The organism is Rhodococcus sp. W8901 (assembly GCF_013348805.1).
Classification (GTDB): domain Bacteria; phylum Actinomycetota; class Actinomycetes; order Mycobacteriales; family Mycobacteriaceae; genus Prescottella.
In genome coordinates this window covers 2,147,854-2,170,655 of sequence record NZ_CP054690.1, presented here as the reverse complement: position 1 = coordinate 2,170,655, position 22,802 = coordinate 2,147,854, and the positions used below count along the sequence as shown (strand labels likewise).

At 65.3% G+C, this 22,802-nt stretch carries 16 protein-coding genes and 3 rRNA genes; 7 read left to right on the top strand and 12 right to left on the bottom strand.

Translation table 11 applies throughout. The annotated features are described in order from the left end of the window. Nucleotides 1-88 precede the first annotated feature (88 nt). The 3 genes from HUN07_RS10295 to HUN07_RS10285 are packed head-to-tail and all read left to right on the top strand — an operon-like array spanning nucleotide 89 to nucleotide 5,778. Nucleotides 89-2,098, top strand: coding sequence for a maltotransferase domain-containing protein (locus HUN07_RS10295; protein ID WP_174909530.1), 2,010 nt, complete (start codon nucleotides 89-91; stop codon nucleotides 2,096-2,098). Continuing rightward, a complete protein-coding gene (gene glgB, locus HUN07_RS10290) occupies nucleotides 2,095-4,290 on the top strand; it encodes a 1,4-alpha-glucan branching protein GlgB (RefSeq protein WP_174909528.1) in 2,196 nt (731 codons plus the stop codon). The genes HUN07_RS10295 and glgB overlap by 4 nt, the downstream gene beginning before the upstream one ends. A gap of 27 nt (nucleotides 4,291-4,317) precedes the next feature. Next, nucleotides 4,318-5,778: a metallopeptidase gene (locus HUN07_RS10285; protein WP_397484393.1), complete on the top strand. Its 1,461-nt coding sequence runs from the start codon at nucleotides 4,318-4,320 to the stop codon at nucleotides 5,776-5,778. Nucleotides 5,779-5,809: 31 nt separating this feature from the next. On the opposite strand, the gene HUN07_RS10280 is transcribed toward HUN07_RS10285, so the two are convergent. The 3 genes from HUN07_RS10280 to HUN07_RS10270 form a co-directional block, all read right to left on the bottom strand. Continuing rightward, nucleotides 5,810-6,721, bottom strand: coding sequence for a tetratricopeptide repeat protein (locus HUN07_RS10280; RefSeq protein ID WP_114719479.1), 912 nt, complete (start codon nucleotides 6,719-6,721; stop codon nucleotides 5,810-5,812). Between the two features lie 106 nt (nucleotides 6,722-6,827). Continuing rightward, nucleotides 6,828-7,205, bottom strand: coding sequence for a DUF3817 domain-containing protein (locus HUN07_RS10275; protein WP_174914607.1), 378 nt, complete (start codon nucleotides 7,203-7,205; stop codon nucleotides 6,828-6,830). 78 nt (nucleotides 7,206-7,283) lie between these two features. Continuing rightward, nucleotides 7,284-8,477 (bottom strand): acetyl-CoA C-acetyltransferase, encoded by a 1,194-nt coding sequence (locus tag HUN07_RS10270; RefSeq protein WP_174909526.1) that lies wholly within the window; start codon nucleotides 8,475-8,477, stop codon nucleotides 7,284-7,286. A 91-nt stretch (nucleotides 8,478-8,568) separates the two neighbouring features. Here HUN07_RS10270 and mce point away from each other — a divergent pair, with 91 nt between their 5' ends. Both mce and HUN07_RS10260 read left to right on the top strand, forming a co-directional pair. Then, nucleotides 8,569-9,048 carry a methylmalonyl-CoA epimerase gene (gene mce / locus HUN07_RS10265; RefSeq protein WP_174909524.1) on the top strand — a complete coding sequence of 160 codons (480 nt, stop codon included), beginning with the start codon at nucleotides 8,569-8,571 and terminating at the stop codon, nucleotides 9,046-9,048. Nucleotides 9,049-9,146: 98 nt separating this feature from the next. Further along, on the top strand, nucleotides 9,147-10,103 hold the full coding sequence (locus HUN07_RS10260) for a hypothetical protein (RefSeq protein WP_174909522.1): 957 nt from the start codon (nucleotides 9,147-9,149) through the stop codon (nucleotides 10,101-10,103). Nucleotides 10,104-10,108: 5 nt separating this feature from the next. On the opposite strand, the gene HUN07_RS10255 is transcribed toward HUN07_RS10260, so the two are convergent. Both HUN07_RS10255 and nucS read right to left on the bottom strand, forming a co-directional pair. Beyond that, nucleotides 10,109-10,441, bottom strand: a complete 333-nt coding sequence (locus HUN07_RS10255) for an ATP/GTP-binding protein (RefSeq protein ID WP_174909520.1) — start codon at nucleotides 10,439-10,441, stop codon at nucleotides 10,109-10,111. A 41-nt stretch (nucleotides 10,442-10,482) separates the two neighbouring features. Then, complete coding sequence (nucS, locus tag HUN07_RS10250; RefSeq protein WP_114719469.1) at nucleotides 10,483-11,172, bottom strand: endonuclease NucS; 690 nt, start codon at nucleotides 11,170-11,172, stop codon at nucleotides 10,483-10,485. 38 nt (nucleotides 11,173-11,210) lie between these two features. On the opposite strand from nucS, the gene HUN07_RS10245 reads away from it, so the two are divergent. Next, nucleotides 11,211-12,782 carry an adenylate/guanylate cyclase domain-containing protein gene (locus HUN07_RS10245; protein ID WP_174909518.1) on the top strand — a complete coding sequence of 524 codons (1,572 nt, stop codon included), beginning with the start codon at nucleotides 11,211-11,213 and terminating at the stop codon, nucleotides 12,780-12,782. Nucleotides 12,783-12,784: 2 nt separating this feature from the next. Here HUN07_RS10245 and HUN07_RS10240 read toward each other — a convergent pair whose 3' ends face one another. From HUN07_RS10240 to murA, 6 genes are all read right to left on the bottom strand, one after another. Then, nucleotides 12,785-14,014, bottom strand: a complete 1,230-nt coding sequence (locus HUN07_RS10240) for an MFS transporter (RefSeq protein WP_254622885.1) — start codon at nucleotides 14,012-14,014, stop codon at nucleotides 12,785-12,787. Between the two features lie 62 nt (nucleotides 14,015-14,076). Then, nucleotides 14,077-14,388 (bottom strand): ArsR/SmtB family transcription factor, encoded by a 312-nt coding sequence (locus HUN07_RS10235; RefSeq protein ID WP_174909516.1) that lies wholly within the window; start codon nucleotides 14,386-14,388, stop codon nucleotides 14,077-14,079. A 207-nt stretch (nucleotides 14,389-14,595) separates the two neighbouring features. Then, nucleotides 14,596-14,712 (bottom strand): 5S ribosomal RNA (gene rrf, locus HUN07_RS10230). Between the two features lie 129 nt (nucleotides 14,713-14,841). Beyond that, a 23S ribosomal RNA gene (locus tag HUN07_RS10225) occupies nucleotides 14,842-17,973 on the bottom strand. Between the two features lie 332 nt (nucleotides 17,974-18,305). After that, nucleotides 18,306-19,823 (bottom strand): 16S ribosomal RNA (locus tag HUN07_RS10220). The 16S, 23S and 5S rRNA genes sit together here, the layout of an rRNA operon. 560 nt (nucleotides 19,824-20,383) lie before the next feature. After that, nucleotides 20,384-21,646 carry a UDP-N-acetylglucosamine 1-carboxyvinyltransferase gene (gene murA, locus HUN07_RS10215; RefSeq protein WP_174909514.1) on the bottom strand — a complete coding sequence of 421 codons (1,263 nt, stop codon included), beginning with the start codon at nucleotides 21,644-21,646 and terminating at the stop codon, nucleotides 20,384-20,386. A gap of 55 nt (nucleotides 21,647-21,701) precedes the next feature. Between murA and HUN07_RS10210 the strand changes: the two genes are divergently transcribed. Continuing rightward, the gene (locus HUN07_RS10210) at nucleotides 21,702-22,280 is read left to right on the top strand and encodes a cob(I)yrinic acid a,c-diamide adenosyltransferase (protein WP_114722172.1); all 579 of its coding nucleotides are present in this window, start codon (nucleotides 21,702-21,704) and stop codon (nucleotides 22,278-22,280) included. 74 nt (nucleotides 22,281-22,354) lie between these two features. On the opposite strand, the gene HUN07_RS10205 is transcribed toward HUN07_RS10210, so the two are convergent. Beyond that, nucleotides 22,355-22,777: a DUF2550 domain-containing protein gene (locus tag HUN07_RS10205; RefSeq protein WP_174909512.1), complete on the bottom strand. Its 423-nt coding sequence runs from the start codon at nucleotides 22,775-22,777 to the stop codon at nucleotides 22,355-22,357. Nucleotides 22,778-22,802: the final 25 nt, after the last annotated feature.

Sequence of the window (22,802 nt, the reverse complement as noted above, 5' to 3'; positions counted from 1 at the left end):
TCCCCGCGCGTCGCGATCCGCTGAACTACGGTTGACCCATCACGATCGCCCCCACGGGGCAAACGCCTACCGACCGAACGGAGTCCGCGTGCCAGGTCGCCTCGCCATAGACGACGTGCTGCCCTCGATCGACGGCGGTCGTTTCCCGGCCAAGGCCGTGGTCGGCGAGGTGTTTCCGGTGTCCGCCACGGTGTGGCGGGAGGGACACGACGCGGTGGCGGCGACGCTGGTCGTCGAGGGCCCCGGCGGACCGTCCGACACGGTGCGGATTCCGATGCACCCCGGGCCGCAGCTGGACTCGTTCCACGCGACGTTCACCCCGACCGCGGTCGGGCCGTGGAGCTACCGCATCGAGGCGTGGGGTGACCCGATCACCACGTGGCGGCACGCGGTGGAGGCGAAGCTCGGCGTCGGTCAGGGGCCCGCGGATCTGGCCAACGACCTCGAGCTCGGCGCGCGCCTGTTCGAGCGGGCGGCCGGCGGCGCGGACCGGTTCGACCGCGACCGCCTGCTCGCGGTGGCGGCCTCGCTGCGGTCGGACCGCCAGCTGCCGGTCCGGGTCGCACCGGCGTTCGCGTCCGATGTCGCGGAGGCACTGCGCGCGCGGCCGCTGCGCGAACTGGTGACCGCATCGCGCCCGTACGACGTGGTGGTGGACCGCCGGCGCGCCCTGTTCGGGTCCTGGTACGAGTTCTTTCCCCGCTCCACCGGCGGGTGGGACACGCACGGCGCCCCGCGGCACGGCACGTTCGCGACCGCCGCGGCGGACCTGCCCCGCATCGCCGCGATGGGTTTCGACGTCGTCTACCTGCCGCCGATCCATCCGATCGGCGAGGTGAACCGCAAGGGCCCCAACAACTCCCTCACCGCCGGCCCCGACGACGTCGGCTCACCGTGGGCGATCGGGTCGGCGGACGGCGGTCACGACGCGATCCATTCCGACTTGGGCACCGAGGCCGACTTCGAGGCGTTCGTCGCCGATGCCGCGCGGCTCGGGCTGGAGGTGGCGCTCGATCTCGCGCTGCAGTGCGCCCCCGATCATCCGTGGGCGCAACAGCATCCCGAGTGGTTCACGCAGCTACCCGACGGCACCATCGCGTTCGCCGAGAACCCGCCCAAGAAGTACCAGGACATCTACCCGATCGACTTCGATCACGATCCCGACGGCATCCATGCCGAGGTGCTGCGCGTCGTCCGGCACTGGGTCCGGCTGGGCGTCAAGATCTTCCGCGTCGACAATCCGCACACCAAGCCGCCGCGCCTGTGGGAGTGGCTGATCGACGAGGTGAAGAGGACCGACCCGGACGTGCTGTTCCTGTCCGAGGCGTTCACCCGGCCCGCACGCCTGTACGGGCTCGCCAAGCGTGGGTTCACGCAGTCGTACACGTACTTCACGTGGCGGGTGAACAAGTGGGAGCTCACCGAATTCGGTCACGAGATCGCCGCGAAGGCCGACGAGGCCCGGCCGAACCTGTTCGTCAATACCCCCGACATCCTGCACGAGAGCCTGCAGCACGGCGGCCCGGGCATGTTCGCGTTGCGGGCCGCGCTCGCGGCGACGCTCTCGCCCACGTGGGGCGTGTATTCCGGCTACGAGCTGTTCGAGCACGTCGCGATCCGCCCCGGCAGCGAGGAGTACCTGGACTCGGAGAAGTACCAGCTGCGCCCCCGCGACTACGCCGATGCCCGGGCCCGCGGTGAATCCCTCGAGCCGTGGATCACGACGCTGAACCGGATCCGGCGAGCACACCCGGCGCTGCAGCAGTTGCGGAACCTGCACTTCCACCACGTCGACAACGACGCGCTCGTCGCGTACTCCAAGTTCGATCCCGTCACCGGCGATGCCGTCCTGACCGTGGTGAACCTCAACCCGTTCGGCGCCGAGCAGGGTTTCGTGTCCCTCGACATGCCGGCCCTCGGCCGCGACTGGCACGACCACCTGTCCGTGCACGACAAGGTCAGCGGCGAACAGTACGAGTGGGGGCAGCACAACTTCGTCCGCCTCGAACCGTGGCGGGCGTCGGCGCACATCCTGGCGCTGCCGCCGATCCCCCTCGAGGCGCGCAGACGCCTCGCCGACCGGGAGCACAATCCGTGACCCCTCCCGTCGAGGTGTGTCCACCGGATCCGCGTGATCTGACTCTGCTCACGCAGGGCACCCACCACGATCCGCACGCGGTCCTGGGTGCGCACCCGCACCCCGACGGCACCGTGATCCGGGCGCTACGCCCGGGCGCCGAATCCGTCTCGGTGCGGATCGGCGGGCGCGATCACCCGCTGCAGCGGGTCGCCGACGACGTCTTCAGCGCGCTGGTCGCGGTCGACGACGTGGCGGACTACCGCCTGGTGGTGACCTACCCGGGCGCGTACACGGTGGTGACCGCCGACGGGTACCGGTTCCTCCCGACCCTCGGCGAACTGGATCTGCACCTGTTCGGGGAGGGCCGACACGAGCGGCTCTGGGACATCCTCGGCGCGCATCCACGCACGTACGACACCCCCGACGGCGTCGTGCACGGCACGTCGTTCGCGGTGTGGGCGCCCGGTGCCCGCGGCGTCGCGGTCACCGGCGACGTCGACCTGTGGGGCGGGCGGACCTTCCCGATGCGTGTGCTCGGTTCGACCGGGGTGTGGGAGGTGTTCGTCCCCGACGTCGGACCCGGTGAGATGTACAAGTTCCGGATCCACGGCCGCGACGGCAGCGTCCGCGACAAGGCCGACCCGATGGCGTTCGCGACGGAGGTTCCGCCGGCGACCGCGTCGATCGTCACCGCCTCGACGCACCGATGGTCCGACGGCGAGTGGATGGCGGCCCGCGCCGGCACGGAGCCGAGCCGGGAACCGATGAGCGTGTACGAGGTCCACCTCGGATCGTGGCGTCCCGGACTGAGCTACACCGAACTCGCCGACGAACTGAGCACGTACGTCATCGAGGCCGGGTTCACGCACGTCGAACTGCTGCCCGTGGCCGAGCACCCCTACGGCGGCTCGTGGGGCTACCAGGTGACGTCGTACTACGCGCCGACCGCCCGCTTCGGGACGCCCGACAACTTCCGTGCGTTCGTCGACCGGCTGCACCGGGCCGGGATCGGCGTCATCGTCGACTGGGTGCCGGCGCATTTCCCCAAGGACGACTGGGCGCTGGCCCGGTTCGACGGTTCCCCGCTGTACGAGCACGCGGATCCGCAGCGCGGCGAGCAACTCGACTGGGGCACCTACGTGTTCGACTTCGGCCGCCGCGAGGTCCGGAACTTCCTGGTCGCCAACGCCCTGTTCTGGCTCGACGAGTTCCACGTCGACGGTCTGCGTGTCGATGCCGTGGCCTCGATGCTGTACCTCGACTACTCCAGGCCGTCCGGGCAGTGGACACCCAACGTCCACGGGGGTCGCGAGAATCTCGAGGCGGTGGCGTTTCTGCAGGAGATGAACGCGACCGTGCACAAGCATCACCGGGGTGTCGTGACCGTCGCCGAGGAGTCGACGTCGTGGCCGGGCGTCACGCGCAGCACCAACGTCGGCGGACTCGGGTTCACCATGAAATGGAACATGGGCTGGATGCACGACACCCTCGGGTACCTGCAGCGCGACCCCGTCCACCGCACCTTCCACCACCACGAGATCACGTTCTCGCTCATGTACGCGTGGAGCGAGAACTACCTGCTGCCGATCAGCCACGACGAGGTCGTCCACGGCAAGGGCACGCTGTGGTCGCGCATGCCGGGTGACGACTACGCGAAGGCCGCGGGCGTGCGTGCGCTGCTGGCGTACATGTGGGCGCACCCCGGCAAGCAGTTGCTGTTCATGGGGCAGGAGTTCGGGCAGCGGGCCGAGTGGTCCGAGGAGCACGGGCTCGACTGGCACGAACTCGAGGACCCGGAGACCGGCGACCTGCACCACGGCGTCCACGCCCTCGTCTGCGATCTCAATGCCGTCTACCGCGCCAATCCGGCGTTGTGGACGCTGGACACCTCCCCCGGCGGATATTCGTGGATCGACGCGAACGACACCGAGAACAACGTGCTGAGCTTCCTGCGGTACGGCAGCGACGGCTCGATCGTCGCCTGCCTGTACAACTTTTCGGGGTCGGCGCACGAGAAGTATCGTGTGGGCTTGCCCGAACCGGGCAATTGGTCTGAGATCCTCAATACCGACGCGCTGCAGTACCAGGGGTCGGGCTTGGGTAACTTCGGCGCGGTGACGGCCCTGGAGCGGCCGTGGCACGGTCGGCCGGCGTCGGCGGAGGTGACGCTACCGGCGAGTGCGGCCATCTGGATGCGGCTGGAAAGGTGAGGGACACGCGGTGACTGGGCGGGATCGGTGACACGCACTCGGCGACCGGCAGGTGCCGTCGCGACATCCCTCGTGCTGGTGGCGGTGGCGATGAGCGCGGCCGCCGGATGCTCGTCGACCATCGACGGGCGCGCGGTGTCCATCTACGACGATCCGTTCACGGTGGCCGGACTCCCCGCGCAGGGCGGTCCGAGTGGACCCCGTGAGGGTGCACCGGACACGTCCCGCACCGTGACCGACGGCGACGGCGGCGCGATCGACACTCTCGCCGCGAACGCGATCGCCGACATCGAGGACTACTGGACGGCGGAATACCCGACGATCTTCAAGGGCAGATTCCAGCCGGTCACCGATCTGTTGTCGTGGAACCCCGACGACACCGGCGGCCACCGATTCTGCGGGATGGCCACCGAGGACCTCGTCAACGCGGCGTACTGCGTCAAGCAGGACACGATCGGCTGGGACCGCTCCTACCTGCTGCCGGGCCTGGTCGACACGTTCGGGCCGATGTCGGTGGTGATGGTGCTGGCGCACGAGTACGGTCACGCGATCCAGCAGAAGGCCGGACTGGTGGGCGAGGACGATCCGGGCATCGTGTTCGAACAACAGGCGGACTGTTTCGCGGGCGCGTTCATCCGCCACGTCGCGGAGGGGCGCGCCGCGCGTTTCACCCTCAACACGTCCGACGGACTCAACTCGGTGCTCGCAGCGACCGTCTCGGTGCGCGACACCGACCCCAGCGATCCCGAGTCGATTCACGGTTCGGCATTCGAACGCGTCACCGCGGCCCAGATCGGATTCACCGACGGGGCGGGCGCGTGCACCCGCATCGACGCCGACGAGATCACGTCGCGACGGGCCGACCTGCCGCAGCGGTTCGACGGACGCAACGACGACGGTGAGCTGCCGGTGACGGAGGAATCGCTGACGGCGATCTTCGACTCCTTCGGGAGGGTGTTCGCCCTCGCCGACCCGCCCACCCTCGATCTCACCGGGATCGACACCGACTGCCGGGACGCGAGTGCCACCGAACCGGTCTCGTACTGCCCCGCCACCAACACGATCGGCGTCGACGTCCCGGCCCTCGCCGAACGTGGGCGCCCGAGCACGGTGACCGGCGACGACGTCCTCAGCGCCGACGTCACCGGCGACTACGGCGCGTACGTCCTGCTCGCCTCCCGCTACACCCTCGCGGTGCAGAAGGCTGCGGGGCTGTCGCTGTCGGGCCCACAGGCAGCGTTGCGCGCGGCGTGCCTGTCGGGCGCGGTCACCGCGGCGCTCAGTCCGGATCAGGCGGCCCCCACCGACACGCGCACGGTGTGGCTGTCGCCCGGCGATCTCGACGAGGCCATCTCCGGCCTGTTGTCCGACGGCCTGGCCGCGAGCGACGTGGACGGCAACACCGTGCCCAGCGGGTTCTCCCGCGTGGACGCGTTCCGCACCGGTGTCCTCGGCGGACAGCAGACCTGCGACGGCCGCTACCGCTGAGGAACGCCGATGGACGCGGGTCCCGCGCCGGTCAGTACAGCGCTGACGCGAGCTTCCGACGGGCCGCGACCAGGACCGGCTCGGCCGGGTCGAACAACTCGAACAGCTCGAGCAGACGGGTCCGCACGGCCGTCCGGTCGTCGCCGGCCGTGCGACGGACGAGCGCGATGAGCCGGTCGAATGCGGCCTCGGGCCGCTGCGAGTACAGCTCGGCGTCGGCCGCGGCGAACTGGGCGTCGATCGAGTCGGGCTGTGCGTCCGCGGCCGCGATCGCGTCGTCGGGCAGCTCCTGCACCCGGCCGAGGAACCGGACCTGCCGCAGCGCGGCGAGTGCCTGCTCGTTCGCGGGCTCGGAGTTGAGAATCAGGTTGTAGGCGGCCTCGGCACCGGCGAAGTCGCCCTCGTCCAGCGCGTTCTCGGCGGCCACGAAGCGGGGATCCTCGGGTTCGGGCTCCTGCTCGGCGCCGTCAGCGGACGGCGGGCCGGCCAGCTTGCCCTTGACGGCCTCCTGCAGGGCGGCGATCCACTGGCGCAACTGCGGTTCGGGCTGGGCACCGGCGAAGTCCGCGAGCGGCTGGCCACCGGCGATCGCGACCACCGTCGGGACGGACTGGACGCCGAACGCCTGCGCGATGCCGGGGTTGGCATCGACATCGATCTTCGCGAGGACCCAGTTGCCGCCGCCCTCGTGTGCGAGCTGCTCGAGCACCGGGGACAGCTGCTTGCAGGGTTCGCACCAGGTGGCCCACAGGTCCACGATCACCAGGACCTGCATGGACCGTTCGAGCACCTCGGCCTGGAAGGTGGCCTCGGTGACGTCGATGACCGGTGCGAGACCGGTGGTGCTCACGGGGGCCGAGTCGCCTGCGGGCGGGCCCGCGGGCGCGCTCGGCGGCTGCTGCGCACGGTCCCTGAGACCGGACAGGTCGACGGCTCCGGACATGGCCGCAGCGGAACGAGGGGACGGACGAGAACCAGGTCGAGTCACGGATTCAGTTTGTCACGAGTGGCGGGCGGGCAGCCATTCCGGCCCGCCACCGGAGCGTCCGTCAGGCGAGAGCGGGCTCGGACTTCGCGGAACCCGTGGTCGACAGCTCGCCGAGGCGCCCGTTGCGCGCGGCCCACATCTCGAACCAGATGGTCATGAACGGCGGAATGCTGGAGACCATCGCGAGCGCAAGCGTCTTGAAGTCCCACTTGACCGCGCGCGCGGTGAACAGCGCGACGATCACGTAGATCACGAAGATGGCACCGTGGATCGGTCCGAAGACCTTCACGCCGAGCTCCGGGCCGCCATTGATCTCCGGGATGTGCTTGAACGCCATGCCGATCAACAGACCCGCCCAACTGAACGCTTCCAGGACGGCCACGCAACGGAAACGTTTGGGCCACGAGCTGAGATCGAAGAAGTTCGCCATGGCCGCCATTGTGCCCGACAAACTACGACACCCCGTAGTTGAGACTCGTCACAGTCTCGACCACGGGGTGCCGTCGAGGGGTATGAACTACTTCTTCGGGACCCGGACGATCAGCGCGTCGCCCTGTCCGCCACCGCCGCACAGCGCCGCCGCGCCGATGCCGCCGCCACGTCGCTGCAGCTCGAGGACCAGGTGCAGCGCGATGCGGGCACCGGACATGCCGAGCGGGTGACCGATCGCGATCGCGCCACCGTTGACGTTCACCTTCGCGGCGTCGATCCCCAGCTCCCCGGTGGACGCGATACCCACGGCCGCGAACGCCTCGTTGATCTCGACCAGGTCCAGGTCCTTCGGGTCGATGCCCTCACGCTCGCACGCGCGGGCGATCGCTCGCGCCGGCTGCGACTGCAGGGTCGAATCGGGACCCGCGACGACGCCGTGCGCGCCGATCTCCGCGATCCACTCGAGACCCAGCTCATCGGCCTTGGCCTTGCTCATCACGACCACGGCGGCGGCACCGTCGGAGATCTGCGACGCGGTGCCGGCGGTGATCGAGCCGTCCTTGGCGAACGCCGGACGCAGCTTGGCCAGCGACTCGACGGTGGTGTCGGCGCGGATGCCCTCGTCCTCGGTCACCACGATCGGCTCACCGCGACGCTGCGGAATCGTCACCGGCACGACCTCGTCGGCGAACAGCCCGTCCTTCCACGCGCGCGCAGCGTTCTGGTGCGAGGCGGCCGCGAACGCGTCCTGCGCCTCACGCGTGATGCGCTGGTCCTCGTCCTGGTTGCGCTGCTCGGTGAGGTTGCCCATCGGCTGGTCGGTGAAGATGTCGTGCAGGCCGTCGTACGCCATGTGATCGCGCAGCGTCACATCGCCGTACTTGAAGCCCTCACGGCTCTTCTCGAGCATGTGCGGTGCCCGCGACATCGATTCCTGGCCGCCCGCGACGACGACGTCGAACTCGCCGGCACGGATCAACTGGTCGGCCAGCGCGATCGCGTCGACACCCGACAGGCACACCTTGTTGACGGTCAGAGCGGGAACACTCATCGGGATGCCCGCGGCCACGGCCGCCTGACGTGCCGGCATCTGCCCCGCGCCGGCGGTGAGGACCTGACCCATGATCACGTACTCGACCTGCTCGGGCGCCACCCCGGCCTTCTCCAGCGCACCCTTGATCGCTACACCGCCGAGGTCGGAGCCCGAAAGGTCCTTCAGGGATCCGAGCAGCCGTCCGACGGGGGTCCGGGCCCCGGCAACGATGACAGAAGTGGTCAAGATTCCTCCAGCGGTCGATCTTGGTCCGGGGCGGCGGTCTGAGCCGCGACCCGGCGCGAACAGTTCAAACGGTAGCGCTACCGTCTGATACATGACATCTTCCTCCCCCAGCACCGCCGCGAGCGGACTGACCTCCGAGCTCGTGACCGCGATCGACCACGTCGGTATCGCAGTGCCGGATCTCGACGCCGCCATCGCGTGGTACGGCCAGCACCTCGGCATGGTCAACCTGCACGAAGAGGTCAACGAGGAGCAGGGCGTCCGCGAGGCCATGCTCGGATACCCGGGCCAGGTTGCCGGCGCCACCGCGATCCAGCTCCTCGCTCCTCTGAACGAGAACTCCACGATCGCCAAGTTCATCGATCGCAGTGGCCCGGGCCTGCAGCAGCTGGCCTTCCGCGTCACCGATATCGACGCGATCAGCGCACAACTCCGCGCCGACGGCGTGCGTCTGCTGTACGACGCACCGCGCCGCGGCACCGCCGACTCGCGCATCAACTTCATCCACCCGAAGGACGGCGGCGGCGTGCTCATCGAGCTCGTCGAGCCGGCAGCCGACGGCGGACACTGACCCGGAGTTTTCCGATGCCGCCGCGGAGTGGGCCGGTGTGACGACGCCGGTCCCACTCCGCGGGCGCCGAGGCCATCGTCGCCGGTAGATTGGCAGCCATGGCCTACGATCACGACCGCGGCATGCCGTTCACCATCGTCCGCAAGGGATACGACAAGGACGAGGTTCGGCGCTACTACGACCGTTTCGATTCCGAGCTCCGCCTCACCGCGACCGACCGCGACGCGGCCGCCGCGCAGGCTCGGGAACTGGCCATTCAGCTCGAGGACGCGCGGGACGAGATCGACGAACTGCGCCGCGACGTCGACCGGCTGTCGGTGCCGCCCACCACCGCGGAGGGCATGAGCGAACGCATCTCTCGCATGCTGCGCCTGGCCTCCGACGAGGCCTCCGAGGTGCGCGCGAAGGCGGAAGCCGATGCCGCGGAGATGGTTTCGGTCGCCGAACAGGAGAGCGAGCGACTCCGTCAGCTCTACGAGACGAAAATGAGCGAACTCGAGGACCGGCGTGCGGCCCTCGAACGCGAACACGAACAGACCATGACGGCGGCCCGGGCCGAGGGCACCCGGATCGTCGAAGCGGCCGTGGCCGAGCGCGACCGTCTCACCGCCGAGGCCGAGGCGAAGCGCGCGCAGGTCCAGCAGGACTTCGAGATCACGATGGCCGAGCGCCGCGCCAAGGCACTCGCAGCCATCGAGGAACTCGAGACCAACAGCAAGGCCGAAGCCCACCGTCGTCTCACCGACGCCAGCCGGGAGGCGCAGCGACGCCTGCAGGTCGCCACCGAACAGTCCGACCGCAAGATCGCGCACGCGAAGGAACTCGCCGAGGAACTGCGGGTGTTGCGCAGTCGAATCCTCGCTCAGCTGCTCGGTATTCGAGGCCAGCTCGATTCGGTACCGGCGATGCTCGCCTCGGTCAACCGCGAGTCCGAACTCCTCGACAACGCCGAGTCCTCGGCGGCGGCGTCGGACGGTGAATCAGCCGATTCGGGTGACGGATCCGACGAATCCGATTCGCCGTCGGACGAGCAACTGCCCGCGCGAACCAAGTAGCTCGGCTAGGACCAGCGACGCGTCAGTCCCCGTGTGCGACGGCCGGCCCAGCACCCCGTGTGCCAGTGCCGGCGGTCGTCCGCGCCACCGGAGTCGGACGGCCACGCCACGACGTGCGCGACACCGGGTCGCACCTCCTGATCGCAGCCCGGGCAGCGGTACGTCTTCGTGGCCCGCGCACCCGGAATCTGCCGGACCATGAAACGTTCGTCGTCGTAGCCGGACGGACCCGACTCCTCGCGGGCGAGAGCGTTTCCGAACAGGCTGCCGTCACCGACATGCCCATCGGCCGACTCGCTGCGACGGTGGGGTTTGCGGGGCTGATTGCGACGCGGCACCACACCAGTCTAGGGGCCGGTCGTCACGCTCCTGCGAGCGCTCAGAACAAGCGGAACTCGGTACTCTCGGTGCCCCGCAGCGCCTCGTAGTCGAGGACCAGGCAGCGAATACCGCGGTCCGTCGCGAGCGTCTTGGCCTGCGGCTTGATCTGCTGAGCCGCGAAGACACCGGTTACGGGGGCCAGCAGCGGATCCCGATTGAGTAGTTCGAGGTACCGGGTGAGCTGTTCGACGCCGTCGATCTCGCCGCGCCGCTTGATCTCGACGGCAACCGTGGCCCCATCGGCGTTGCGGCACAGCAGGTCGACGGGACCGATCGCCGTCATGTACTCGCGGCGGATGAGCGTGAACCCCTCCCCCAGCGTTTCGACGTGTTCGGCCAGTAGCTCCTGCAGATGCGCCTCGACGCCGTCCTTCACGAGTCCGGGATCGATGCCGAGTTCGTGACTCGAGTCGTGCTCGATCTCCTCGATGGTGATCTGCAGTTCCTCGCCGGCCTTGTTCGTGACCACCCACAGCTGCTTGGGGGCACCGTCTTCGGTCTCGCCGTCGGTGGTCTCGGCAAGCCAGCACGGCGGGCTCATCCAGTTCAGCGGCTTGTACGCGCGATCGTCGGCGTGGATGCTGACCGAGCCGTCCGCCTTGATGAGGAGCAGCCGTCGGGCCATCGGCAGGTGGGACGTCAGGCGACCGACGTAATCGACACGGCAACGAGCAATGACAAGACGCACTCGGCCCACCCTAGTGGATCGAATACTCTCGAACGACCATGGACCCGCGCCGACCCGTCGACACGCCACTAGGCTCCCGTCTGCTCGGAACGCCCTCGGAGACACCGCGCATCCGACGGATCCGGGTCCAGACCCTCCTCACCACGTCCCTGCTCGGGGCCAACCTCGTCGGCGCCACCGTCGTCGCGGTGCTCGTGACCTTCGTCGTGCCCGGACCGGAGCTGCTCGAGCCGAAGTTCCGGTTCCTCAACTTCGTCTTCGTCCCGGTGTACCTGGCCGTCGCACTGATCGTCGGAACCATCATGGGGACCACGCGCGCACTGCACAGCCTGCAGTGGATCGTGCAAGACAGGCCACCCACCGAAGCGGACAGGCTGACGGCACTGACGATGCCGTGGCGGCTGACCAGGATGCAGATCGGCCAGTGGACGATCGCACTTCTCCTGCTGACCCCCGCGTATGCCCTCGTCGACCCGGAGACCGTTCCGAAGATCGCGTTCACCATCGCGTTCGGCGGCATCACCATCTGCGCCTTCAGCCACCTCTTCAGTGAGTTCGCGCTGCGACCGGCCTCGGCCCGCGCGCTCGAGACCGGCGGACGGCCGAATGTGCGACTCGGCGGCGTCGTCGGACGCACCCTGCTCGCCTGGATCCTCGGCACCGGCGTCCCCGTCGCCGGGTTGATGATCGTCGCGGCGTACAGCCTCACCAGCCACGACACCACACTTCCCCAACTCGTCATCGCCGTTCTCGGGCTCGGTGCGATCACCCTCTTCTTCGGGCTGCTGCTGATCCTTCTCAACGCCCGCGCGACCGTCGCACCCATCCGCTCCGTCAAATCCGGCATGAGCCGGATCGAGGAAGGCAACCTCGATACCCGGGTCGTCGTGTACGACGGCACCGAACTCGGCGAACTCCAGTCCGGGTTCAATCGGATGGCCGACGGCCTGCGCGAGCGCGAGCGGATCCGGGACCTCTTCGGGCGGCATGTCGGCCAGGATGTCGCCGAGGCCGCACTCGTCGCGCCGCTCCGCCTCGGCGGTGAGGAACGCGACGTCGCGATCTTCTTCGTCGATCTGGTCGGCTCGACGGAACTCGCCGCGGCGCGGCCGCCCGGTGAGGTGGTCGACCTTCTCAACCGGTTCTTCGAGGTGGTGGTCGACGAGGTCGACCGCCACGGCGGGTTCGTCAACAAGTTCGAGGGCGATGCTGCACTCGCGATATTCGGTGCGCCGCGCGATCTTCCGGACGCCGCCGGTCACGCGCTGGCCGCGGCGCGAGCCATCCGACGCCGACTCCCGATCGAGGTTCCGGAGTGCCATGCCGCCATCGGCGTTGCGGCCGGCACCGCAGTCGCCGGAAACGTCGGGGCCCGTGAACGGTTCGAGTACACCGTGATCGGGGATCCGGTGAACGAGGCCGCGCGGCTGTCGGAGCTGGCGAAGACCATCCCGGGAGCCTTGATCGCCTCGGACCGCGCAGTCGACGCCGCCGATCCGTGGGAGTCGCGGCTGTGGATGCTCGGCGACGCGGTGACGCTCCGTGGCCGGGTGGTCCCCACCCGTTTGGCGATGCCCGTCGACACTCCGGCAGCGGAATCGACCGGCTGACGTCACGCGCGGGCAGCCACGGTCTTCTCGGGCTGAGCGAGGAGACTGTCAACGGAAGGCCGGCCGACCGTGAGGCGCGCGACGATCGCGATGAGCGCGAGGACGGCAAACACAAACCCTGCCCAGGGAACCTGGTGGATCCCGAACTGCGACACGAACCAGCCACCCACGGCGGTACCCACCGCGATGCCGAGGTTCGAGAACGAGATGAAGAGACTGTTGCCGAACTCGGGCGCCGCTGACGCGTCGACGCCCAGCCAACTCTGACTCACGATGAGCCCGCCGGAATGCACTGTGCCCCAGACGATCACCACCGCCACCATGGGGACCAGGTACGGCCCTGCGGCGTAGACGAGCAGGTACAGGCCGGCACAGAGAATCGGGAAGCCGAGGACCGTGCGGACCAGGTTCTTCTGCAGGAGACCGCCGAAGAGGAAGTTCCCGATCGTCATCACCACGCCGAACATCATCAGCATGACACCGGTCCAGGCACCGTCCATATCCGTGACCTGGATCAGGTATTCGGCGAAGTAGCTGTAGACGGAGAACATCGCGGCGAAGACGAACACGATGGAGGCGATCGTCAACCAGAGTCGTGGTCGGCGCATGATGCGGACCTGCGCACCGTAGGAGATCCGCTGCCCGACAGGCTCGGCCGGCAGCAGAGCGAGGATGCCAACGAAGGCGACGAGGTTGACTACGCCGCCGAACGAGAACGCCGCCGCCACGGAGATGTGCTCGGAAAGGTACGCGGTCAGCGGAACGCCGAATGCGAAACCGATTGTGACGCCGGCGAACACCTTCGTCGCCGCGCGCGTGGCCTGTTCGGCGGGCACAAGACGGGCTGCAGTCGCCAGGGCCACCGAGAAGAAGACCGGGTGGAACAGGGCGGGGATGACACGGAATGCGAACATCACCTCGAAGCTGCTGGTCGCCGCGTACACGAAGTTCGACAGCGCGAAGACTGCGATCGCCGCGAGCAGTACGGTCTTCCTGTTGATTGCGGATGCCAGCAGCGTCACGAACGGCCCGAATGCCGCGACCACAAGGGCGAATATCCCGACCAACCAACCGGCCGTCGCGGGCGCGATGGCAAACTTCTCGGAGATCTGGGGCAGCACCCCGATGATCCCCATTTCCGTCGTGATGATTCCGAACACGCCCACGGCGAGCACGAGAATGATGTGGCTCGACTTCTTCATCGGTTCCTTCCACGCGAGGCGCAAGACCACGCGAGAATCCTTTTACATCGATACATCTAGATATCTAGATAGATTGCGGCGCGCGAATGCCCTCACAACGAGTTGCGCACATAGTCCGAGAACTCCTCGATCACCCTCTCGTTCCTGCGGTAGTACGTCCACTTACCGACGCGATCCGACTCCAGCAGGCCGGCGTCTTTCATGATCTGGAGATAGCTCGAGACGACCGACTGCGCCAGGCCTGCCTTCGACTGGATGTCCCCGACGCACACGCCGATGTGGAATCCGAGATCCTGCTGAACGTACGACTGCTCATCGAAGTAGCGCGCCGGCTCCTTCAGCCACTGCATGATCTGCAATCGCGTCGGGTTGGACAGCGCCTTGAAAATCGCCAACGGCTCCACCGCGCGCCCGCCTCTCCACTCACAGCCCGCCCATACGCGAACGTATCTATTTTTATAGATGCATCATCGGAAGTCAACTGGGCTCCAATCCGTCTGGTCACCCGGATCCCGCTCTCGCCGTCTGCCGGGCGGAGGGGTTTCGGGTGCAGACATGCGGAAATGCCGAAGGCCCCCACCCTGATGGGTGGGGGCCTTCGGTGAAAGGGTGTTCGGCGGTGTCCTACTCTCCCACACCCTGTCGGGTGCAGTACCATCGGCGCTGGAGGGCTTAGCTTCCGGGTTCGGAATGGGACCGGGCGTTTCCCCTCCGCTATGGCCGCCGTAACTCTATGAAACTGTCACACATTCAATTCCCCGCGCCCGAACCACCCGCCGGCACAAGACCTGGGGTGTTGGGGGTGAATGGTATCTGTGTGTTGTTTCAGATACCGCACAGTGGACGCGTAGCTTCTTTGTGGTAAGTCCTCGGCCTATTAGTACCAGTCACCTCCACACGTTACCGTGCTTCCAGTTCTGGCCTATCAACCCGGTGGTCTGCCGGGGGCCTTACCCCCTCGAGGGGGTGAGAAACCTCATCTTGGAACAGGCTTCCCGCTTAGATGCTTTCAGCGGTTATCCCTTCCGAACGTAGCTAACCAGCAGTGCTCCTGGCGGAACAACTGGCACACCAGAGGTTCGTCCGTCCCGGTCCTCTCGTACTAGGGACAGCCTTCCTCAAGTTTCTAACGCGCGCGGCGGATAGAGACCGAACTGTCTCACGACGTTCTAAACCCAGCTCGCGTGCCGCTTTAATGGGCGAACAGCCCAACCCTTGGGACCTACTCCAGCCCCAGGATGCGACGAGCCGACATCGAGGTGCCAAACCATCCCGTCGATATGGACTCTTGGGGAAGATCAGCCTGTTATCCCCGGGGTACCTTTTATCCGTTGAGCGACACCGCTTCCACTTGCCGGTGCCGGATCACTAGTCCCGACTTTCGTCCCTGCTCGACCTGTCAGTCTCACAGTCAAGCTCCCTTGTGCACTTGCACTCAACACCTGATTGCCAACCAGGCTGAGGGAACCTTTGGGCGCCTCCGTTACATTTTGGGAGGCAACCGCCCCAGTTAAACTACCCACCAGGCACTGTCCCTGAACCAGATCATGGTCCGAGGTTAGATGTCCAATACGATCAGAGTGGTATTTCAACAACGACTCCACGAACACTGGCGTGCCCGCTTCACAGTCTCCCACCTATCCTACACAAACCGAACCGAACACCAATACCAAGCTATAGTGAAGGTCCCGGGGTCTTTTCGTCCTGCCGCGCGTAACGAGCATCTTTACTCGTAATGCAATTTCGCCGAGTCTGTGGTTGAGACAGCAGAGAAGTCGTTACGCCATTCGTGCAGGTCGGAACTTACCCGACAAGGAATTTCGCTACCTTAGGATGGTTATAGTTACCACCGCCGTTTACTGGGGCTTAAATTCTCAGCTTCGCCATTGCTGGCTAACCGGTCCTCTTAACCTTCCAGCACCGGGCAGGCGTCAGTCCGTATACATCGTCTTACGACTTCGCACGGACCTGTGTTTTTAGTAAACAGTCGCTTCTCTCTGGTCTCTGCGGCCCCACCCAGCTCACCAAGCAAGTTGGATCACCAGACGAGGCCCCCCTTCTCCCGAAGTTACGGGGGCATTTTGCCGAGTTCCTTAACCACAGTTATCTCGATCGCCTTAGTATTCTCTACCTGACCACCTGTGTCGGTTTGGGGTACGGGCCGTGTGAAAGCTCGCTAGAGGCTTTTCTCGGCAGCATAGGATCACTGAATTCGCCTCAATCGGCTACGCATCACGTCTCAGGCTGTATGTGACCCGGATTTGCCTAGGCCACGCCCTACACGCTTACACCAGTATTACCACTGACTGGCTCAGCTACCTTCCTGCGTCACCCCATCGCTTGGCTACTACCAGATCAGGTCCCGTGCATCCACATCCAGGTTCCCCGAAGGGAAGTAAGGACGCTTCAGGACGGTTAGTATCACTGATTCACCAGGGGCGCGTTCACACGGGTACGGGAATATCAACCCGTTGTCCATCGACTACGCCTGTCGGCCTCGCCTTAGGTCCCGACTCACCCTGGGCGGATTAACCTGGCCCAGGAACCCTTGGTCATTCGGCGGACGAGTTTCTCACTCGTCTTTCGCTACTCATGCCTGCATTCTCACTCGTGCAGCCTCCACAACTAGGTCACCCCGCTGCTTCCATGGCTGCACGACGCTCCCCTACCCATCCACACCACTGCACAACCCCCCGCAGGAGGAAATGGGTGTTATGTGAATGCCGCGGCTTCGGCGGTGTACTTGAGCCCCGCTACATTGTCGGCGCAGGATCACTTGACCAGTGAGCTATTACGCACTCTTTCAAGGGTGGCTGCTTCTAAGCCAACCTCCTGGTTGTCTTCGCGACCCCACATCCTTTTCCACTTAGTACACGCTTAGGGGCCTTAGCCGGCGATCTGGGCTGTTTCCCTCTCGACTACGAAGCTTATCCCCCGCAGTCTCACTGCCGCGCTCTCACACTCTGGCATTCGGAGTTTGGCTGACGTCAGTAACCTTGTGGGGCCCATCGGCCATCCAGTAGCTCTACCTCCAGAGTGAAACACGCGACGCTGCACCTAAATGCATTTCGGGGAGAACCAGCTATCACGGAGTTTGATTGGCCTTTCACCCCTACCCACAGCTCATCCCCTCAGTTTTCAACCTAAGTGGGTTCGGGCCTCCACGACGTCTTACCGTCGCTTCACCCTGGCCATGGGTAGATCACTCCGCTTCGGGTCTAGAACATGCCACTACGGACGCCCTATTCGGACTCGCTTTCGCTACGGCTACCCCACACGGGTTAACCTCGCGACATGCCGCTAACTCGCAGGCTCATTCTTCAAAAGGCACGCCATCACCCCCAACACCGAAGTGTTCGAAGGCTCTGACGGATTGTAAGCGCACGGTTTCAGGTACTATTTCACTCCCCTCCCGGGGTACTTTTCACCTTTCCCTCACGGTACTAGTCCGCTATCGGTCACCAGGGAGTATTCAGGCTTATCGGGTGGTCCCGACAGATTCACAGCAGATTTCACGGGCCCGCTGCTACTTGGGTGTCCACTACAACAGTCACCATGTTTTCGTCTACGGGATTCTCACCCTCTACGACAGGCCGTTCCAGACCACTTCGACTAACACGATGATTTCTTACTGTTGGCCAACCCGGCAGAATTGACAAAATGGATCCCACAACCCCACGAATGCAACGCCCGCCGGCTATCACACATCCATGGTTTAGCCTCTTCCGCTTTCGCTCGCCACTACTCACGGAATCACTATTGTTTTCTCTTCCTGTGGGTACTGAGATGTTTCACTTCCCCACGTTCCCTCCACACGCCCTATATATTCAGGCGCGGGTAACCACACATCACTGTGGCTGGGTTTCCCCATTCGGAAATCCTCGGATCTCAGCTCGGTTGACAGCTCCCCGAGGCTTATCGCAGCCTCCTACGTCCTTCATCGGCTCCTGGTGCCAAGGCATCCACCGTACGCTCTTCATTACTTACAACAAAGATGCTCGCGTCCACTGTGCAGTTCTCAAACAACACACCCCGCTCGAACTCGCGTCAACACCATGCCCACCACCGAAGTAGCGCGGTCTGCCTGACATCCGAACAGGATCGTTTCTTCCTGGAGAAAAACACTCGCGTGTTCTCTCAGGACCCAACAGTATGCCGATATAACTCTCTTCCCGCCGGCACAGTGGCCAGCGGTAGTGAAGAAGAATGCTTGTCAGTGTTCCACCCATGAGCAACCGCAGTGAAACATGTGTTCACTAAACGGCCTCTGCCTTACTCCCCTCACACCTGTGTGTGAGTCCGAGAAGGAGATGCTCCTTAGAAAGGAGGTGATCCAGCCGCACCTTCCGGTACGGCTACCTTGTTACGACTTCGTCCCAATCGCCGATCCCACCTTCGACGGCTCCCTCCACAAGGGTTAGGCCACCGGCTTCGGGTGTTACCGACTTTCATGACGTGACGGGCGGTGTGTACAAGGCCCGGGAACGTATTCACCGCAGCGTTGCTGATCTGCGATTACTAGCGACTCCGACTTCACGGGGTCGAGTTGCAGACCCCGATCCGAACTGAGACCGGCTTTAAGGGATTCGCTCCACCTCACGGTATCGCAGCCCTCTGTACCGGCCATTGTAGCATGTGTGAAGCCCTGGACATAAGGGGCATGATGACTTGACGTCGTCCCCACCTTCCTCCGAGTTGACCCCGGCAGTCTCCTGCGAGTCCCCGCCATTACGCGCTGGCAACACAGGACAAGGGTTGCGCTCGTTGCGGGACTTAACCCAACATCTCACGACACGAGCTGACGACAGCCATGCACCACCTGTATACCGACCACAAGGGGGGGCCGTATCTCTACGGCTTTCCGGTATATGTCAAACCCAGGTAAGGTTCTTCGCGTTGCATCGAATTAATCCACATGCTCCGCCGCTTGTGCGGGCCCCCGTCAATTCCTTTGAGTTTTAGCCTTGCGGCCGTACTCCCCAGGCGGGGCGCTTAATGCGTTAGCTACGGCACGGATCCCGTGGAAGGAAACCCACACCTAGCGCCCACCGTTTACGGCGTGGACTACCAGGGTATCTAATCCTGTTCGCTACCCACGCTTTCGCTCCTCAGCGTCAGTTACTGCCCAGAGACCCGCCTTCGCCACCGGTGTTCCTCCTGATATCTGCGCATTTCACCGCTACACCAGGAATTCCAGTCTCCCCTGCAGTACTCAAGTCTGCCCGTATCGCCTGCAAGCCAGCAGTTGAGCTGCTGGTTTTCACAGACGACGCGACAAACCGCCTACGAGCTCTTTACGCCCAGTAATTCCGGACAACGCTCGCACCCTACGTATTACCGCGGCTGCTGGCACGTAGTTGGCCGGTGCTTCTTCTGCAGGTACCGTCACTCTCGCTTCGTCCCTGCTGAAAGAGGTTTACAACCCGAAGGCCGTCATCCCTCACGCGGCGTCGCTGCATCAGGCTTTCGCCCATTGTGCAATATTCCCCACTGCTGCCTCCCGTAGGAGTCTGGGCCGTGTCTCAGTCCCAGTGTGGCCGGTCGCCCTCTCAGGCCGGCTACCCGTCGTCGCCTTGGTAGGCCATTACCCCACCAACAAGCTGATAGGCCGCGGGCCCATCCTGCACCAGTAAACCTTTCCAACCCCCACCATGCAGTGGAGGCTCATATCCGGTATTAGACCCAGTTTCCCAGGCTTATCCCGAAGTGCAGGGCAGATCACCCACGTGTTACTCACCCGTTCGCCGCTCGTGTACCCCGAAGGGCCTTACCGCTCGACTTGCATGTGTTAAGCACGCCGCCAGCGTTCGTCCTGAGCCAGGATCAAACTCTCCGTTGAAGACTCTAGATTGGCCAGCCAAAGCCGGCAATCAGTCATAGACATCGAGTCAAATCACTAGCAAAATAAACTCAAACTAGCTGTTGCGCTGACCATCCCAGACGGAAGAATGGAACGATCAGCAAACCCGCACCCAAAAAGGATGCGAGGTACCAAAAAATTGGCACTGACATTCATCGACACACTGTTGAGTTCTCAAAGAACACACGCACACCACCACTCGAAACCCTCAGGCTCCTCGTTTCGGGGCAACTGTTCCAGCCTAACCAGATCCGTACCCGGACGCAAATCCGTGAACCAGAACCGATCGAAGCAGATTCGCCAGGCGCTCTCCGTACAACCTCGTTTTCCCAGTCCCTCAGGTCCGGGTCGGTGTCCGTGTCGCTCTGACCTGGAATAAGTTACGCGGCGGTGGGCGTCAAACCGCCTGGTCGGAGACGTACGGAGCAGACTTTCCGCAGGTCGTGCGGCCCGATCGGCGACGATTACGAACAAACGTCCAGTTGTGACGCCGAGCACAGGCCCTCGAGAGGCTCCAGGGCCCCTCCCCTGCGCGGCCGCTACTCGCCGTCGACCACTCTCCGGATGTCGCCGCCCAGTCCCGACAGGTCCTCGACGAAGCGCGGGTAGCCACGGTCGATGTGGTAGACGTCGTGCACCTCCGTCACGCCGTCCGCGACCAGGCCGGCGAGGACGAGGCCCGCCCCTGCGCGAATGTCCGACGACCACACCGGGGCGCTGGACAGCTCGGGCACCCCCCGCACTACTGCGTGATGGCCATCGGTCCGGGCATCGGCACCCAGCCGGATCATCTCCTCGACGAAGCGGAACCGCGCCTCGAAGACGTTCTCGGTGATCATCGAGGTGCCCTCCGCGATCGCGGCGAGCCCGATCGCCATGGGCTGCAGGTCCGTCGGAAACCCCGGATACGGCAGCGTCGCGAAGTTGACGGCCTGGGGACGCTTCGCCTGCACCACGCGGAACCCATCAGCCTCTGCCGACACCTGGGCGCCGGCCGACCGCAGCTTGTCGAGCACCAGAGTCAGGTGCTTCGGGTTCACCCCGCGAACGAGGACGTCACCGCGAGTCATGGCCGCCGCAATCCCCCACGTCGCCGCGACGATCCGGTCTCCGATGACGCGATGTGTGGTCGGCTCCAGCTTCTCGACACCGCGAATGGTCAGCGTCGTCGAGCCGGCGCCACTGATCTTCGCGCCCATCCTCGTCAGCATGTTGCACAGGTCGACGATCTCCGGCTCCCGCGCAGCATTGTCGATGACGGTCTCGCCCCTGGCGAGAACTGCGGCCATCAAGATGTTCTCGGTCGCCCCGACCGACGGGAAGGCCAATCGAATGTTCGCGCCGTGCAGGTCATCGGCTTCCGCCACAACGCATCCGTGCTCGATCTCGCTGTGAGCGCCGAGCAGTCGCAGTCCCGACTGGTGCATATCGAGAGGCCGAGAACCGATCGCGTCGCCACCAGGCAGTGCCACAACCGCCTTCCGGCAGCGTGCAACCAGTGGTCCGAGCACGCACACCGACGCCCGGAACTGGCGCACGGCGGCGAAGTCTGCGTGGTACTTGGGCTGGGCCGGCGTCGTGATGGTCGCAACGGACCCCTCGAGGACGACCTCGCACCCGAGGCCCCTGAGGACTTCGGCCATCAGGGGCACGTCGAGGATGTCGGGGCAGTTGCTGATCACACTGGTTCCCTCGGCCAACAATGCCGCGGCCATCAGCTTCAGGACGCTGTTCTTCGCCCCGCCCACTGGCACCTCACCGACGAGGCGGTTTCCACCAGTGACAAGAAAGCGCTCACTCACAGTCGCACAGCCTAGCCAGGGCTGCGGCAGACCTGCTGGGCGGTACCGTTAGCCCATGGCTGTTCACTTGACGCGGATCTATACCCGGACCGGGGACGACGGCACCACGGGACTCAGCGATTTCTCCCGTGTGTCCAAGAACGATCCTCGACTGATCGCGTACGCGGATTGCGACGAAACGAACGCGAGCATCGGCGTCGTGCTCGCTCTGGGTGCGCCACCCGAGGAGATCGTCGACGTACTCCGGCAGATTCAGAACGATCTCTTCGACGCCGGAGCCGACCTCTCGACACCTGTCGTCCCGGACCCGAAATACCCGCCTCTGCGCGTGACGCAGCCGTACATCGACCGCGTCGAGGCCTGGTGCGACCAGTTCAACGAGCGCCTCGAGCCGCTGCACTCGTTCATCCTGCCCGGCGGCACCCCCCTCGGGGCCCTGCTCCATTCCGCCCGGACGATCGCCCGGCGCGCGGAGCGCTCGGCGTGGGCTGCCGTCGAAGCCAGCCCCGAGGACACCGGTGTGCTTCCGGCGAAGTACCTCAACCGACTGTCGGACCTGCTGTTCATCGTCAGCCGGCTGGCGAACCCGGGCGGCGACGTCCTCTGGAAGCCCGGTGCCGGAGGCGACGCCTGACCGCAACCGGGTAACGCGAAAGGGAGGCCCGCGGGCCTCCCTTTTCTCTTTCCGTCAGCGGCGTCTCGGCTCGATCAGGCCGGACGACCGCGCATCGAACGCCCCGATGGCCGCGACTCGACCCACGAGAGGAACGCGGTCAGTGCGCCCCGGTCCAGCGCGATCTCGTACGTCCTGTCGCCGTCCGTCACCTCGAGGATCACGATCTCGTCGGTCATGATGTCGTACTCGTTGCCGACCGGACCGCGACGAGCGCCGACCTCGATGCCCTGGCGACTCATCCGCGTGTCCGGACCCGGCCGCAGACTCGACAGCTTGAAGAAGACCAGGGAGCCCTCGCCGTACCGCACCACTCCGTGCCGCCAACCGCTCCCGCCGGGGGCGGGCGTGACACGGAGGATCGCGGCAGTCCCGCCGCGACGCAACACCGTCAGTCGATACACGAAAGCCGCGACGAAGACCGCGAGCAGCACAACCAGAATGATGAGAACTACCATCCCGATCGTCACTGCTCGTCGGCTC